Source organism: Pseudomonas sp. P4_C1 (assembly GCF_056402155.1).
On the sequence record NZ_JBFUHY010000020.1, the window covers coordinates 24870 to 41211 of the forward strand.

12 protein-coding genes and 5 tRNA genes are annotated in these 16342 nt (G+C 59.6%); 5 read left to right on the forward strand and 12 right to left on the reverse strand.

Features of this window, described 5'->3' with window-relative positions:
• Nucleotides 1-39: 39 nt before the first annotated feature.
• The 8 genes from AC1DU9_RS14355 to gltX all read right to left on the reverse strand — a co-directional run bounded on the left by AC1DU9_RS14355 (nt 40) and on the right by gltX (nt 4337).
• Entirely contained in the window at nt 40-501 is a 462-nt protein-coding gene (locus tag AC1DU9_RS14355) for an acyl-CoA thioesterase (RefSeq protein ID WP_223457067.1), read from the reverse strand.
• Between the two features lie 48 nt (nt 502-549).
• The gene (locus AC1DU9_RS14360; protein ID WP_223457065.1) at nt 550-1383 is read right to left on the reverse strand and encodes an alpha/beta fold hydrolase; all 834 of its coding nucleotides are present in this window, start codon (nt 1381-1383) and stop codon (nt 550-552) included.
• A gap of 29 nt (nt 1384-1412) precedes the next feature.
• Nucleotides 1413-1952 carry a TetR/AcrR family transcriptional regulator gene (locus AC1DU9_RS14365; RefSeq protein ID WP_223457063.1) on the reverse strand — a complete coding sequence of 180 codons (540 nt, stop codon included), beginning with the start codon at nt 1950-1952 and terminating at the stop codon, nt 1413-1415.
• 184 nt (nt 1953-2136) lie between these two features.
• A tRNA-Glu gene (locus AC1DU9_RS14370) sits at nt 2137-2212 on the reverse strand.
• An 80-nt stretch (nt 2213-2292) separates the two neighbouring features.
• Nucleotides 2293-2368 (reverse strand) — tRNA-Ala (locus AC1DU9_RS14375).
• A 53-nt stretch (nt 2369-2421) separates the two neighbouring features.
• Nucleotides 2422-2497, reverse strand: a tRNA-Glu gene (locus AC1DU9_RS14380).
• A gap of 79 nt (nt 2498-2576) precedes the next feature.
• Nucleotides 2577-2652: transfer RNA gene (locus AC1DU9_RS14385), tRNA-Ala, on the reverse strand.
• A gap of 203 nt (nt 2653-2855) precedes the next feature.
• Entirely contained in the window at nt 2856-4337 is a 1482-nt protein-coding gene (gltX, locus tag AC1DU9_RS14390; RefSeq protein ID WP_477810363.1) for a glutamate--tRNA ligase, read from the reverse strand.
• A gap of 219 nt (nt 4338-4556) precedes the next feature.
• Between gltX and AC1DU9_RS14395 the strand changes: the two genes are divergently transcribed.
• On the forward strand, nt 4557-5645 hold the full coding sequence (locus tag AC1DU9_RS14395) for an HlyD family secretion protein (protein ID WP_477810364.1): 1089 nt from the start codon (nt 4557-4559) through the stop codon (nt 5643-5645).
• Nucleotides 5635-7185, forward strand: a complete 1551-nt coding sequence (locus AC1DU9_RS14400) for an MDR family MFS transporter (protein ID WP_477810365.1) — start codon at nt 5635-5637, stop codon at nt 7183-7185. Before AC1DU9_RS14395 ends, AC1DU9_RS14400 begins: the two co-directional genes overlap by 11 nt.
• Before the next feature lie 103 nt (nt 7186-7288).
• On the opposite strand, the gene uvrB is transcribed toward AC1DU9_RS14400, so the two are convergent.
• Nucleotides 7289-9304 carry an excinuclease ABC subunit UvrB gene (gene uvrB, locus AC1DU9_RS14405; protein WP_477810366.1) on the reverse strand — a complete coding sequence of 672 codons (2016 nt, stop codon included), beginning with the start codon at nt 9302-9304 and terminating at the stop codon, nt 7289-7291.
• Nucleotides 9305-9639: 335 nt separating this feature from the next.
• On the opposite strand from uvrB, the gene AC1DU9_RS14410 reads away from it, so the two are divergent.
• Nucleotides 9640-10836, forward strand: coding sequence for an amino acid aminotransferase (locus AC1DU9_RS14410; RefSeq protein WP_477810367.1), 1197 nt, complete (start codon nt 9640-9642; stop codon nt 10834-10836).
• A 238-nt stretch (nt 10837-11074) separates the two neighbouring features.
• Entirely contained in the window at nt 11075-11284 is a 210-nt protein-coding gene (locus tag AC1DU9_RS14415; protein ID WP_477810368.1) for a hypothetical protein, read from the forward strand.
• Here the strand turns inward: AC1DU9_RS14415 and AC1DU9_RS14420 are convergent.
• Nucleotides 11281-11511 (reverse strand): hypothetical protein, encoded by a 231-nt coding sequence (locus tag AC1DU9_RS14420; protein WP_223457051.1) that lies wholly within the window; start codon nt 11509-11511, stop codon nt 11281-11283. The two genes, AC1DU9_RS14415 and AC1DU9_RS14420, sit on opposite strands and share 4 nt — an antisense overlap.
• A gap of 227 nt (nt 11512-11738) precedes the next feature.
• Between AC1DU9_RS14420 and AC1DU9_RS14425 the strand changes: the two genes are divergently transcribed.
• A tRNA-Asn gene (locus AC1DU9_RS14425) sits at nt 11739-11814 on the forward strand.
• Nucleotides 11815-11912: 98 nt separating this feature from the next.
• Here AC1DU9_RS14425 and AC1DU9_RS14430 read toward each other — a convergent pair.
• Both AC1DU9_RS14430 and AC1DU9_RS14435 read right to left on the reverse strand, forming a co-directional pair.
• Entirely contained in the window at nt 11913-15062 is a 3150-nt protein-coding gene (locus AC1DU9_RS14430) for an efflux RND transporter permease subunit (protein ID WP_477810369.1), read from the reverse strand.
• Entirely contained in the window at nt 15059-16168 is a 1110-nt protein-coding gene (locus AC1DU9_RS14435; RefSeq protein ID WP_477810370.1) for an efflux RND transporter periplasmic adaptor subunit, read from the reverse strand. Before AC1DU9_RS14435 ends, AC1DU9_RS14430 begins: the two co-directional genes overlap by 4 nt.
• Between the last annotated feature and the right edge of the window lie 174 nt (nt 16169-16342).

The following is a 16342-nucleotide window of genomic DNA, read 5'->3' on the forward strand; positions in this document are numbered from 1 at the left end:
CTCGCGATTCAGGCGACACGGTTTATCCGGCACACCGCGTTATCGTTCATCGCGAGCAAGCTCGCTCCCACATTGAGTTAACGCCGGGCCATAGCCCTCGATGAATTCTGCCGGCATGCGCTTGGGTTTACCGCTCGACAGCTCGATACAGACGAAGGTGGTTTGCGCGCGCAGCAAGGTCGAATTGTCGCTGGGTCGCTTCAACTGGAAATGCCGGGTCATTCTCAGGCGCTGATCCCAATCGACAATCCAGGTCGCCAACTGCAACTCATCGCCCTCATAGGCTGCCGCCTGGTAATCGATCTCGTGGCGCACCACCGCCATCGCCCGGTCCAGCCGCCGGTATTCGACCAGGTCCAGGCCCAGGCGCTGGGAGTGGCGCCAGGCACAGCGTTCGAGCCAGGTCACGTAGACCGCGTTGTTCGCGTGCCCCAACCCGTCTATGTCCTCGGCGTCCACTTGCAGATCAATGATAAATGGCGTTTCCCGATCCCAGCCCATGCCCCACTCCCGGTCATATCGATTCGACCGGGGCAGTGTAACGGATGCTCAAGCGGATTGGCGCGATTGCAGACGGCGACCGGCCAGCAGTGATAACACGCCATCAATCACCCGAGGGTCAGCCAGCACCCGCTGATGCCCACCTTCTTGCAGGCGCAGCAAACGGCTGTCGAACCAGGCTTCGTGGATCAGCTGAGACTCCTTGACCGAGACCATGCTGTCATCTTCGGCGTGGACGATCAGGCCGGGCATATCGAGTTGATAATGGGCGACATCCAGCGTCGCGGCGCGCATGCCGACGTCTTGCTCGACCTGGCGAATGAATGCAGAGCGGGCTTTCGGTGGCAGTCCGACGTAGCGGGCGAATCCACGCAACACACCAAGGATCCGCGCCGGGGCGGCGATGGTGACCAGGGTTTCCGTGCGCAGACCCAACTGCACCGCCAGCATGGCGCTGGCGCCCCCCATGGAGTGGCCGATGACCGCTTGCAATGGCGGCAATTCGGCGGCGGCTTCGAGCATGGCACGAGCAAAGAGCACCACATTCGCCTCGCTGCCCGGCGAGCGTCCGTGAGCCGGACCATCCAGCGCCACCACGGAGTAACCGGCATCGACCAACGCCGTAATCAGGCTGGCAAACTGCGTTGGCCGCCCTTCCCAACCGTGCATCAGCAACACGGCCGGGCCCTGCCCCCAACGTAACGCCGAGAGGCCGAAACGCAAGGTGATCCGCTCGGACTTCGCCAACAGCGGCAGTTCCCAGTCACGGGGCGGCAGATCCCGCGGTGTCATGAAGGCCAGTCGCATTTTGCTAGCGACCAGTTTCGGGGCAAACCAGCCCAAGGTGCCATTAACGCCACGAACCCACTTTAACGCGCTCATCGCATTCTCCTCAGGCCGCAGCCTTCAGGTCAACGCACTGCCGATTTGGCGGCACGCAGTAATCGATCGGACAACTCTCCCGGCCCCAGCGCCCGCGCCAGAGCCAGCCCACCCACCATCAAGGCCATGTCGGCCAGGGCTTTTTCGGTTTCTTCAGGACTGGCCGCCAACTGCGCAACCATCATTTCCACATGTTCATTCAGAGCGACACGAAACGCTTCCGGCAGCCGCCCCAGTTCGCCCACCGATGCCGGGATCGGACAGGCTGATTCGGAGGAATCACGGTGCTTGCGCGACAGGTAAAACGCTGCCACCAGAGTGCGGCGCTCTTCGCCGGTCAACTCCGCGTCCATGTCGGCAATCAGGTCGCGGCGGTGACCGAGCAATTGCTTGAACGCCTCCAGCATCATCGCGTCCTTGCTTTCGAAGTGTGCGTAGAAGCCGCCGACCGTCAGGCCCGCCGCGCCCATCACTTCGCCCACGCTTGGCTCGGCCGGGCCGCGCTGAATCAGCGCTGCGCTGGCAGCCTTGAGGATGCGTTCGCGGGTTTGAGCTTTTTTATCGTTCATCGTCGCCTCCGAATATTACGATTGAAATATTATTCTCATAATAAATTTTAGCAAGCCATGGGTGTGACCGCTGGTCTGAAGAACAGTTTTTTTGGAAATGGAGGAATTTGGCCAAACGCCAGACAAACAAAAGGGCCATTCAATAATTGAATGACCCTTATAAATCCCGCAGAGCGGGTAATCGTGGCGTCCCCTAGGGGACTCGAACCCCTGTTACCGCCGTGAAAGGGCGGTGTCCTAGGCCACTAGACGAAGGGGACACAAACCCTTCTATACAACTGATCAGTGCTGAGAGCTGATCGATTCAAGGCCGGTGTGGCCAGACCTTGAACTGTAAAATTGGTGGAGCTAAGCGGGATCGAACCGCTGACCTCCTGCATGCCATGCAGGCGCTCTCCCAGCTGAGCTATAGCCCCGGATTTTTCGCCTCGCGGCGGAGCGATATCTTGCAACATCGCTTCTGTAAAACTGGCGTCCCCTAGGGGACTCGAACCCCTGTTACCGCCGTGAAAGGGCGGTGTCCTAGGCCACTAGACGAAGGGGACGCAAACCCTTCCATACAACTGATCAACGCTGAGTGTTGATCGCTTCAAGGCCGGTGTGGCCAGACCTTGAAGTGTAAATTGGTGGAGCTAGACGGGATCGAACCGTCGACCTCTTGCATGCCATGCAAGCGCTCTCCCAGCTGAGCTATAGCCCCTCATCGTTGATGTCATCGCTGAGGACGGGGCGAATCTTAAGGGCGTATCGAAAGTCTGTCAAACTTATTTTTCAAAAAATTTAAAATTTTTTGCCGACATAACAATCACTTACCGCCCTCCCCCCGGAAAATTGGGGGTCTGAGGACCACTGCGCGCCCAACGACGGGCATGCACAATGGCCATCAGTCCTTCAGCAAGCGTGTCAGGCGATAGCGCCCAACAGCTTTTCCCACTCCTTGTTTTCTTTCTTCGACACCCCGCCCAGCAGGTCAATCGCCTGGCGCAGACGGAAACGGGTCAGGTCCGGCCCGAGGATTTCCATCGCATCGAGCACCGACACCGAGCTGGCCTGGCCAGTGATCGCAGCGAACATCAGCGGCATGGCATCACGCAGCTTCAACTCCAGGGATTCGACCACTGCCTGAATGGTCGCGGTGATGCTGTCCTTCTCCCACTGACGCAGGCTTTCGAGCTTCCACAGGATCAACTGCATCAACTGGCGGACCTGATCGCCCGACAGCTTCTTCGATTCGAACAGTTTGGCATCGGGGTTCACGCCACCGGCAAAGAAGAACCCGGCCAGCGGTGCCACCTGGCTGAAAGTTTCGACCCGGCCCTGCACGTGCGGCGCGATCTTCATCATGTACTCGGAATTGAACGCCCACTTCTGCACCCGTGCGGCGAACTCTTCCACCGGCAGGTCGCGCAGCCACTGGCCGTTGAGCCACGACAGCTTCTCGATGTCGAAGATCGGCCCGCCGAGGGACACGCGCTTGAGGTCGAAGTTGTCGACCATTTCCTGCAACGAGAACTTCTCGCGCTCGTCCGGCATCGACCAGCCCATGCGGCCCAGGTAGTTGAGCATCGCTTCGGGCATGAAGCCCATGCGCTCGTAGAACGTCACCGAAGTCGGGTTCTTGCGCTTGGACAGCTTGCTCTTGTCCGGGTTACGCAGCAGCGGCATGTAGCACAGCTCCGGTTGTTCCCAGCCGAAGTACTCGTAAAGCAGGATCAGCTTCGGCGCCGATGGCAGCCACTCTTCGCCGCGCAATACATGGGTGATGCCCATCAGGTGATCGTCGACCACGTTGGCCAGGAAGTACGTCGGCAGGCCGTCAGTCTTCATCAGGACTTGCATGTCCATGCGGTCCCACGGGATTTCAACATCGCCGCGCAGCATGTCCGGCACCACGCAGACGCCTTCGCTCGGTACTTTCATCCGGATAACGTGAGGTTCACCAGCCGCCAGGCGACGGGCGACTTCTTCCTTGGACAGCAGCAAGGCGCGGCCGTCGTAGCGCGGGGTTTCGCCACGGGCCATTTGCTCGGCGCGCATCTGGTCCAGTTCTTCGGCGGTGCAGAAGCACGGGAACGCATGGCCCAGGTCGACCAGTTGCTGGCAATACTTCTGATAAATATCGCCGCGCTCGCTTTGACGGTATGGACCGTGCGGGCCGCCGACGTCAGGGCCTTCGCTCCATTCGATGCCGAGCCAGCGCAAGGCGTCGAAAATCTGCTGTTCGGACTCGCGGGTCGAACGCAGTTGGTCGGTGTCTTCGATCCGCAGGATGAACTCACCGCCGTGCTGCTTGGCAAAGCAGTAGTTGAACAAGGCGATGTAAGCGGTACCTACGTGGGGATCCCCGGTAGGCGATGGCGCGATGCGAGTGCGGACGGTGGTCATGGCATGTCTCGAAAAGAAAAAAAGCAAAGTTCAAACAAGGCGCGAATGGTAACAGGCGACACCCGCCCGGCTCCAGCGAACAGGGCATTTAAGCCAAGGTTGCGGCTGTAACGCCCGTATGCCGCGGATATCGGTCGATGGCATTTACCGTTTATCGGCTGTATGCCAGATTTGCCTGCTGATAACTTCTCTTACAATTTCTCAACTACAGTTTTCCCCATGCCTGCCCAACTCAAGCGTCGCCTCTTCACCTTCCTGCTGATGGTCCTGTTGATTGCAGGGGGCCTGTTTGCCCACTGGTTCTTCAAGGGGCGCTTTTATGAAAGCACCGACAACGCTTATGTCCAGGGCGAGATCACCCGTGTGTCGAGCCAATTGGGCGCGCGCATCGATCAGGTACTGGTGCAGGACAACCAGCATGTCGAGAAAGGCCAGTTGCTGATCAAACTCGAAGGCGACGACTTCCGCCTCGCTGTCGACCGCGCCAACGCAGCCCTGGCCACTCGCCAGGCCGAACGCCTGCAAGCCCAGAGCAAACTGACCCAGCAGGCCAGCCTGATTGCCGCCAGCGAAGCGCAAGTCGCGTCCAGCCAGGCCAGCCTGGGTCGCTCGCAGATCGATCTGACCCGCGCCGAGACCTTGCGCAAACCCGGCTATGTCTCGGAAGAACGGGTGACCACCCTCTCCGCCGAATCCCACATTGCCCGCTCGCAAGTGGCCAAGGCCCAGGCCGACGCGCAAAGTCAGCGCCAGCAGGTCAATGCACTGACCGCCGAGATCAAACGCCTCGACGCACAGATCGCCAACGCCGAAACCGATCTGGCACAGGCCGAACTGAACCTCACCCGCAGCGAAATCCACGCCCCCATCAGCGGTCTGATCGGCCAGCGCGCCGCACGCAATGGCCAATACGTGCAGGCCGGCGCTTACCTGTTGTCGATCGTGCCCGATGAAGACATCTGGATTCAGGCCAATTTCAAGGAAACCCAGATCGGCCATATGCAGCCCGGCCAGAAAGCCGAGCTGACCTTCGACGCCTACAGCGACACGCCGATCGAAGCCCGGGTCGACAGCCTGTTCGCCGCATCGGGCGCGCAGTTCAGCCTGTTACCGCCGGATAACGCCACGGGCAACTTCACCAAGGTCGTACAACGGATTCCGGTAAAACTGACCTTCGCCGCGGACAACCCGCTGCGCGGCAAGATTCGTCCGGGCATGTCGGTGACCGCCAAGGTGAACATCAAGGACGCCCCTGAAGATGTCACCAGCAAAGTGAGCAGCAAAGACGCCGCTGACAATGGCCGGTGATCAACTGATCCGCCCGGTCGGCGAACCGACCCGGCGGGACTGGATCGCGGTGATGAGCGTGATGCTCGGTGCCTTCATGGCGGTGCTCGACATCCAGATCACCAACTCCTCGCTCAAGGACATCCAGGGCGCGCTGTCGGCGACCCTGGAAGAAGGTTCGTGGATTTCCACCTCGTACCTGGTGGCGGAAATCATCATGATTCCGCTCACCGCCTGGCTGGTGCAGCTGCTGTCGGCGCGACGCCTGGCCGTGTGGGTGTCCCTCGGGTTTCTCGCGGCCTCCCTGCTCTGCTCCATGGCCTGGAGCCTGGAAAGCATGATCGTGTTCCGCGCCCTGCAAGGGTTTACCGGTGGCGCGCTGATTCCGCTGGCGTTCACCCTCACCCTGATCAAACTCCCGGAACACCACCGCGCCAAGGGCATGGCCATGTTCGCCATGACCGCCACCTTCGCCCCCTCCATCGGCCCGACCCTTGGCGGCTGGCTGACGGAAAACTGGGGCTGGGAATACATCTTCTACATCAACATCCCGCCCGGCCTGATCATGATTGCCGGCCTGATGTACGGCCTGGAGAAGAAAGAAGCCCACTGGGAATTGCTCAAAAGCACCGACTACGCCGGCATTCTCACCCTCGGCGTCGGGCTTGGTTGCTTGCAGGTATTCCTGGAGGAAGGCCATCGCAAGGACTGGCTGGAGTCGAACCTGATCGTGACCCTGGGCAGCATCGCGCTGGTCAGCCTGATCACCTTTGTGATCGTGCAGTTTTCCAAACCCAATCCACTGATCAATCTCGGCATCCTCGGCAACCGCAACTTCGGTTTATCCAGCATTTCCAGCGTCGGAATGGGGGTCGGGTTGTACGGTTCGATCTACCTGCTGCCGCTGTACCTGGCGCAGATCCAGAACTACAACGCCCTGCAGATCGGTGAAGTGATCATGTGGATGGGCATACCGCAGCTGTTTCTGATTCCGCTGGTGCCCAAACTGATGAAGTTCGTCTCGCCGAAATGGCTGTGCACGCTGGGCTTCGGACTATTCGGATTGGCGAGTTTCTCTTCGGGCGTGCTGAACCCGGACTTTGCCGGGCCACAGTTCAATCAGATCCAGATCATCCGCGCCCTGGGCCAGCCGCTGATCATGGTCACCATCTCGCTGATCGCTACCGCCTACATCCTGCCTCAGGATGCGGGATCGGCATCGAGCCTGTTCAACATCCTGCGCAACCTCGGCGGCGCCATCGGCATCGCCCTGCTCGCCACCCTGCTGGATGCGCAGACCAAGGTTTACTTTGACTACCTGCGTGAATCGATCGTGCCGAGCAATCCGCAGGTGGCCGAGCGCATTGCCTCGTTGACCGACCGACTGGGCAGTGAAACGGCGGCACTGGGCAAACTCAGCGAAATTGCGCATCAACAGGCGTCGATCATGGCCTATAACGATGCGTTTCATTTTGTCGGGATTGCGCTGGGGATCAGCATGCTGGCGGTGTTGCTGACCAGGAAATTGCCGGTGGGGTTGAAGGCTGGGGAAGCGCACTGAGACCGAGTTGCCCCAATCGCGAGCAGGCTCACTCCTACAGGGATCACATTGAACCCTGTAGGAGTGAGCCTGCTCGCGATGAGGCCAGTTCAGGCACTAAAGATCAAACAGTCAGTAGGCGCTCGCGCAACTTGGTAATCTCGTCGCGCATCTGCGCCGCTGCTTCAAACTCCAGATCACGCGCCAACGCATACATCTTCTCTTCCAGGGCCTTGATACGCTTGGCGATCTCGCCCGGCGAGCGCAATTCCGCTTCGTACCTGGCGTTTTCCTCGGCGGCCTTGGCCATGCCTTTGCGCTTCTTGCTGCGCGAACCGGGCACGGTGGCACCTTCCATGATGTCGGCAACGTCCTTGAACACGCCCTTCGGCGTGATGCCATTGGCCAGGTTGAACGCAATCTGCTTGTCGCGACGACGCTCGGTTTCGCCGATTGCCCGTTCCATGGAACCGGTAATGCGGTCCGCATAGAGAATCGCCCGGCCATTGAGGTTACGCGCCGCGCGGCCGATGGTCTGGATCAGCGAGCGCTCGGACCGCAGGAAGCCTTCCTTGTCGGCATCGAGGATCGCTACCAGCGACACTTCCGGCATGTCCAGACCTTCGCGCAACAGGTTGATGCCCACCAGCACATCGAAGGTGCCCAGGCGCAGGTCGCGGATGATCTCGACCCGCTCCACGGTGTCGATGTCCGAGTGCAGGTAACGCACGCGCACGCCGTGGTCGGCCAGGTAATCGGTCAAATCCTCGGCCATGCGCTTGGTCAGCGTGGTGACGAGCACCCGCTCTTCCAGAGCGACGCGCTTGGTGATTTCCGACAGCAAGTCGTCGACCTGGGTCAGTGCCGGGCGGATCTCGATTTGTGGGTCCACCAGCCCGGTCGGGCGCACCACCATGTCAATGACGCGCCCGGCGTGCTCGGCTTCATAGTTACCTGGCGTCGCCGAGACGAAAATCGTCTGCGGGCTGATGCTTTCCCACTCATCGAAACGCATTGGCCGGTTGTCCAGGGCCGAGGGCAGGCGGAAACCGTATTCGACCAGGGTCTCTTTACGCGAGCGGTCGCCCTTGTACATGGCACCGACCTGCGGAACGCTGACATGGGATTCGTCGATCACCAGCAAGGCATCGGCCGGCAGGTAATCGTAAAGGGTTGGTGGCGCCGCGCCGGCTTCGCGGCCGGACAGATAGCGCGAGTAGTTTTCGATGCCGTTGCAGTAACCCAGTTCGAGGATCATCTCCAGATCGAAACGGGTGCGCTGCTCCAGGCGCTGGGCTTCCACCAGTTTGTTGTTGGAGCGCAGGTATTCCAGGCGCTCCTGCAACTCGACCTTGATGCCTTCGACCGCGTCCATCAGGGTTTCCCGTGGCGTCACGTAGTGGCTCTTCGGGTAGAAGGTGAAACGCGGCAGTTTGCGAATGACTTCGCCGGTCAGCGGATCGAACGCCGACAGGCTTTCCACTTCATCGTCGAACAACTCGATGCGGATCGCCTCGAAATCGGATTCCGCCGGGTGGATATCGATCACATCGCCACGCACGCGGAAGGTCGCGCGGGCAAAATCCATGTCATTGCGGGTGTACTGCAGGTCGGCCAGGCGTCGCAGCAATTCGCGCTGATCGAGCCGGTCGCCGCGATCCACGTGCAACACCATCTTCAAATAGGTTTCCGGACTGCCCAGACCGTAGATGCAGGACACCGTGGTGACGATGATCGCGTCCTTGCGCTCGAGCAAGGCCTTGGTCGCCGACAGACGCATCTGTTCGATGTGATCGTTGATCGAGGCGTCTTTCTCGATGAAGGTGTCCGAGGACGGCACGTAGGCTTCCGGCTGGTAGTAGTCGTAGTAGGAAACGAAATACTCCACCGCGTTGTTCGGGAAGAACGCCTTGAACTCACCGTACAACTGCGCCGCCAGGGTCTTGTTCGGCGCCAGCACCAGGGTCGGGCGCTGCACCTGGGCAATGACGTTGGCGATGCTGAAGGTCTTGCCCGAGCCGGTCACACCGAGCAGCGTCTGGTGCGCCAGCCCGGCTTCGATACCCTCGACCATCAGGCGGATGGCTTCCGGCTGATCGCCGGCGGGCTCGAAACGGGTGACTAGCTGGAATTCAGACATGAAATACCTCTGGATCACTCTTGCCGGCAAAACCGGCACGAACGAGAAAGACCGCAAACGACCGATGTCGCCCGAGGAAAAAACTGGATTGTGCTCAATGTGGAGCCGATTGCCAGCGCTTTCAAGGCAAACGTCCTACATCCGGTAAAGTCTCCGACACGACCAATCGACTAACGGTCGAAAAATAATCGGAAAAACTTAACCGAAAAGCCGAATCGCCTGTCGCCAGCAATCGCCGATGGCCTCTATACTAGCTCCCCGTTTGTGCACCGCTCTAGTGCATTCGGCTGGAGCGCGACACGTCCCTCCACTCTCCATTCAGAGCCGCCGCAATAATGAGCCTGTTCTCCGCTGTCGAAATGGCACCACGCGATCCAATCCTGGGCCTCAACGAAGCATTCAACGCCGATACCCGGACCAACAAAGTCAACCTGGGGGTCGGTGTTTACTGCAACGAGGAGGGGCGAATTCCACTCCTGCGCGCCGTTGTCGAAGCCGAAACCATTCGCGCCGCTCAACACGTTTCCCGTGRCTACCTGCCAATCGACGGCATCGCCGCCTACGACCAGGCCGTGCAAAAGCTGCTGTTCGGCAATGACTCGCCGCTGATCGCCGCTGGCCGCGTGATCACCACCCAAGCCGTTGGCGGTACTGGTGCTCTGAAAATCGGTGCCGATTTCCTCAAGCAACTGCTGCCGAACGCCGTTGTGGCAATCAGCGATCCGAGCTGGGAAAACCACCGCGCCCTGTTCGAAACCGCGGGTTTCCCGGTGCAGAACTACCGTTACTACGACGCCGCGACCCACGACGTGAATCGCACCGGCATGCTGGAAGACCTGAACGCGCTGCCAAACGGCTCGATCATTGTGCTGCACGCCTGCTGCCACAACCCGACTGGCGTGGACCTGAGCCCGGCCGACTGGAAAAACGTCCTGGAAGTCGTTAAAACCAAAGGCCACGTGCCGTTCCTCGACATGGCGTACCAAGGTTTCGGCGATGGCATCGACGAAGACGCCGCTGCCGTGCGTCTGTTCGCCGAGTCGGGCCTGACTTTCTTCGCTTCCAGCTCGTTCTCCAAGTCGTTCTCGCTGTACGGCGAGCGCGTAGGTGCCCTGTCGATCGTCAGCGAATCGAAAGAAGAAAGCGCGCGCGTGCTGTCGCAAGTCAAACGCGTAATCCGCACCAACTACTCCAACCCGCCGACCCACGGTGCCAGCGTTGTCGCTGCGGTGCTGAACAGCCCGGAACTGCGCGCCCAGTGGGAAGCCGAACTGGCCGAAATGCGCCTGCGCATCCGCGGCATGCGCACCCAGATGGTCGATCTGCTGGCACAAAAAGCGCCTCAACGCGATTTCAGCTTCGTCGGTCGTCAGTGCGGCATGTTCTCGTACTCCGGCTTGAGCGTTGAGCAGGTTCACCGCTTGCGCAACGAGTTCGGCATCTACGCCCTGGACACCGGCCGCATCTGCGTGGCCGCGCTGAATCAGAGCAATATCAAGGCCGTTACGGATGCCATCGTTCAGGTGATCTGAATCGCGTCGTGATACGAAAAACGGGAAGCCATTAGGCTTCCCGTTTTTTATTTGTCGCAGATAAATCTCAAAGCACGGGCTCAGCCCTCTAAACTCCACACAATCCAAAATGTGGGAGCGAGCCTGCTCGCGATAGCGATGTACCAGTCACCATTGATGGTGAATGTGCTGTTGCCATCGCGAGCAGGCTCGCTCCTACAGGTTTTGTGTACACCCTGGAATTCCTGCGAGAACCCACATGAAAAACGATGACCTTCGCGCTGACCGCGATGACCTGGATGACCTGGATCACTTCGCCCCCCGCGCCCCGACAAAACGCGGCAGCAACCTGGTAATGCAAGTCGCTGCTGGCGTCTTTCTCGGTGGTCTGGCGCTATGGCTGGTGCAACTGGGCGCCACGGCGCTCTACGCCAAACTGATGCTTGGCACGATTACCTTCGGCGGTTAAGCCAGCTCGGTCGCACGCTGACTGACCGCATCGTCATAGGCGACGTAGAGCGATTCGGCGATCTGACTCTTGATCGCCTTGGTGCTTTCCAGCCCCAGGACGAAACCTTCCGCCTTGCCACCCGCGCGGCTCAATGCTTCAGCGGTGCCGGCCTGAGTGATGGCGTCGAACAACTTTTCGGCGTGGGGGCCGACACCTTTGGGCAGGCTGATCTGAGAGATGCTCATGGGTGCACCCCGTGGTGTCGAGGTGTGAGGGTCAAATGATTCATGGCGCATACCTTTTCGGCGAATGGCCGGCAGCGCGTGTCACCACTTCCGGGCGGCCATGGTAGACCTCTGGGGCGATCCTGGTAACCGCCAATCGCCGCTAAACCACCGCCCGTCCCGATGATTCGCTCCAATTGTTATTCGATGCTTGACTTCTCTTTTTGAATCAGTAAGATACGCGCCATTCCGCGATAGCTCAGTTGGTAGAGCAAGTGACTGTTAATCACTGGGTCCCTGGTTCGAGTCCAGGTCGTGGAGCCAGACAAGGTTCCAGAGAAGGCTTTCAAAATCTCTGAAACCACCGAAAAACCCGCCTTCTCAGGCGGGTTTTTTCGTTTTGGCGTTCTGTTGGATATGACCTACAGCTTTGTGGTCTGGTGAGCGGCGAGAGGACGGGGTGGCGTCCTCTCCACCAGGCTCGCCTGCTTATTCGCTGCTTCAGTTTGACCCGTATTGTCAGGACGGATCTTGAACCAGATGGCGTACATCGCTGGCAGGAACACCAGCGTCATGATGGTTCCGACGAAGGTGCCTCCGATCAGCGTGTAGGCCAGCGTCCCCCAGAAGACGGAGTGTGTCAGCGGAATGAATGCCAGGATTGCCGCCAGCGCTGTCAGCAGTACCGGGCGGGCACGTTGTACCGTGGCTTCGACCACTGCGTGAAACGGGTCCAGCCCTTCTTGCGCGTTGTGGTGGATTTGCCCAATCAGAATCAGCGTATTGCGCATCAAAATGCCCGACAGGGCGATCAGGCCGACCAGCGCGTTGATACCAAACGGCTGCTGGAAGATAAGCAGTGTCGGCACCACACCAATCAACCCCAGTGGCGAGGTGAGGAACACCATGATCATCGCCGAGATCGAACGCACCTGCAGAATGATGACCAGCAGCGTCATGGCGATCATGATCGGGAATAACGGCAACATCGCTTTACCGGCCTTTCCCGACTCCTCGATGGCACCCGCCTGCTCAATCCGGTATCCGCCAGGCAGCTTGTCGATGACCGGTTGCAGCTCCTTCATGATCACGCTCGAGACGTCCGGTGGCTGCAAGCCTTCGGCAATGTCGCCGCGCACGGTAATGGTCGGCGTGCGGTCGCGACGTCGGAGGATCGGATCCTCCATACGCACATCGACCGCTCCCACCTGGGACAACGGAATCCGCTGACCCGCCGCGCCCACCAACGTGAAGCCTTCTATCTTTGCGGGATCGAGCCGGATATCACCCGCTGCGCGACCAACCACCTGCACCGAACGAATGTCCTCGCGAACCGCGGTGATCGGTACTCCGGCCAGCAGGAACTGCAGTTGCTGCGCGACTGAGTTTGACGTCAACCCCACCGCCTCCAGGCGATCCTGATCCAGAGCGAAATGCAGCGTCGGCGTCAGCGCTCCCCAATCGGTGTTGACGGTTCTCATCATCGGGCTCGACTGCAACACGTCCTGTACCTGGCCCGCAATCTCGCGCAACTTTGACGGATCAGGTCCCATCACCCGGTAGGCAACAGGGAATGGCGAGTACGGCCCAAAAACGAGCTGCGTCACCCTGACACGCGCTTCTGGGGCAAGTCCCTCAGCTGTCGCTTCGCGGATACGGAACTTGAGGGTCTCGCGCTCCTCCTGGCTGTCCGTCAGCACCACAATCTTCGCGAAAGACGGATCGGGGAGTTCCGGCGCCATCGCCAAATAGAAACGCGGCGCGCCTTGCCCGATATAAGCTGTGACGATTTTTGCCTCACCCTGCTTTTGCAGCCAGGCCTCTATCTTGGCAGTGGTGGCGCTGGTCTGCTCAATGGAGGTCCCATAAGGCATTTGCACTTCAATCAATACCTCGGGACGGTCCGAGGTAGGGAAGAACTGCTTCTTGACCAGGCTCATGCCGAGGATCGCCACGACAAACGAAGCGACGACAGTACCGGCCACCAGCCATTTGCGAGCGATGACTCGCGTCAAAACCTGGCGGAAGCGGTTGTAGTTGGGGGTGTTGTAGATGGCCGCGTGACCACCCTCGACTTTCTTGATGTTCGGCAACATCTTCACCCCCAGGTATGGGGTAAAAGCGACCGCAACCACCCAGGAGGCAATCAGGGCAATGCCCACGATCCAGAACATGTTGCTGGTGTACTCGCCGGCTGTCGATTGCGCGAAGCCGTTGGGCATAAAGCCGATAGCCGTCACTAGCGTACCGGAAAGCATCGGCGCGGCCGTATGACTCCAGGCATACGCGGAGGCTTTGACGCGGTCGTAGCCCTCTTCCATTTTCACCACCATCATTTCGATAGCGATGATGGCGTCGTCCACCAGCAGTCCGAGCGCCAGAATCAACGAGCCGAGGGTAATACGGTCAAAGTTCTTTCCAGTGGCCGCCATCACCACAAACACCACGGCCAACGTCAACGGCACAGCCGCAGCGACCACAACGCCTACACGCCAGCCCATGCTGAGAAAGCAGACAAGCATCACCACAAGCAGCGCGACGAAAAATTTGACCATGAACTCGCCGACGGCCGAGCCGATATTCACAGATTGATCGGTGACCTTGGAGAGCGTCATGCCCAACGGCATGCCTTCATTTATCTTGACCGTCTCCGCGTCCAACGCCTTGCCGAGGTCAAGGCCGTTCCAGCCCTCACGCATCACGATCCCCAGCAACAAGGCCTCTTCACCGTTATTGCGCACGAGAAAGGTTGCCGGATCTTCATAACCACGTTCGATCGTCGCCACGTCAGAGAGTTTGAGCGTGCGCCCCTGAACCGCAATGGGTGTGTCACGAATCTTTTGCACCTTATCGAAGGCGCCATCCAGCCGGAGGAAGACCTGTGGCCCATTGGTTTCGATCGAGCCCGCGGGCGTGAGCACGTTTTGATTATTCAGCGCGGCAAAGATGTCCTGAGGAGATACGCCCAAGGTGGCCAACCGATCATGGGAAAAGGAAACAAAGATACGTTCGGGCTGCTCCCCAATAATGTTGACCTTCTTCACGCCCGGCACATGCAACAGTTGTTGGCGCAACGACTCTGCATCACGCACCAACAGTCGCTGCGGCTCGCCTTTGGCTTTCAGGGCGAAAAGTGCAAATGTCACGTCCGAAAACTCGTCGTTGACCATTGGCCCGATGACACCCGCCGGCAGCTTCCTGGCCTCATCGTCGAGCTTTTTGCGCGCCTGATAGAACTCCTCCTGCACTTGCGAGGGCGGCGTACTATCGAGCAGTGACACCATCGTGAAAGCAAGGCCAGGACGGGTGTAGGTTTCCGTGCGGTCGTACCATTTCAGTTCTTGCAGGCGTTTTTCAAGTGGCTCTGCTACCTGATCCTGCATCTCCTGCGCCGTGGCGCCCGGCCACGCGGTAATGACCGTCAACTGCTTGACCGTAAACGGAGGATCTTCCGCACGCCCCAGCTGAAAGAACGACAAGATGCCCGCAACGGCAATCAGGAAGATCAGAAACACCGTGACAGAGCGCTCACGAACGGCGATCGCGGAAAGATTGAAGCGCCCCTCGCTCATGGACGACCCCCGGCAACTTTGACGTCATCCTGTTGAGGCAATCTCACCTCTTCACCTTCGCGCAACAGATGTGCGCCTAACGCTACGATCTGCTCGCCGACCTCGAGGTCGCCCGCGACTCGCACTGTGTCGTCGCTCAAGCCCAGGACTTGTACAGGTCGCCAGGCCACCTTCGCCGGCGTACCGGCGATGACCCACACGCCAGTGCCTTGGCCTGGGTCATAAACGGCGGCAATCGGTACTTGCAGCCCCCGCCCTTGCGTGGCGCCTTCAGCGATCCGAAGCGTGACGGTCGAACCTATCGGTGCATTGGCCAGCGCGCCCTCAAGCACATACCGCGCCTCGAAGGTACGTGTCATTCGGTCGGCCGAGTCAGAAAGCAGCCTCAGCTTCGCTGTAACAGCATCCGTGGCATTGCCATAAAGCGTCGCCTGCGCGGTGGATCCTGCTGCGGGGCGCAACGTCTCGGGCAGGTGCACGATGGCTTCGCGCTGCCCTGCCCGCGCCAGTCGAACCACGGGCTGTCCCGGGCTGACAACTTGTCCGGGCTCGGCGAGCGTCTCCACCACCACGCCGTCGGAATCCGCCAACAGCACCGCATAACCAGAAGCATTGCGGGCTACATCAGCCTGCGCTTCAGCGGCGCCAAGCTGCGCCTTTGCGGTATCCGCTGCGGCTTTGATCTGGTCATAGGCCGATGCGGAAATAGCACCTGCGGCGACCAGGTTGCGATATCGAGCCTCGTCATCTGCTGTCTGTTTGGCTCGGGCCCGAGCGGCCATGACTGACTCTTGCTGTGCTCGCGCCTGCAACCCCAGGTCGATTGGGTCAAGGCGCATGAGTGGCTGACCACGTTTAACGGTTTGACCGGTGTCAACCAGACGCTCAAGCACCTTGCCTGATACCCGAAAACCCAGATCGCCCTGGACGCGGGCAGCCACGACACCAGTGAAAGAACGTGAAGCGTCGGAGGAACCCTGAACCGCTGCGGACCTGACCAGAGGGGCATGCGTGCGCGGATCCTCAACGGTGGATGAGTCGCCACATGCCGTCAGGACGAGAGGCAACAAGCAAGCGGCAATGGGGAAAGGTCGAAGCCGGCGCATAGGTTCCCTTACTTGAAAATAGGACGAGTGCCCCATTCTCAGTCTAGTGACCATAAGTGTCAATGGTCACAAACCATGAAACATTCAGCGTCTCAAGCTCAACACATAAACGGCGCTACCAACGAGAAAACCCAAAATTCGCTCAAATCACCTCAATTGACAGGTTGTGACTAT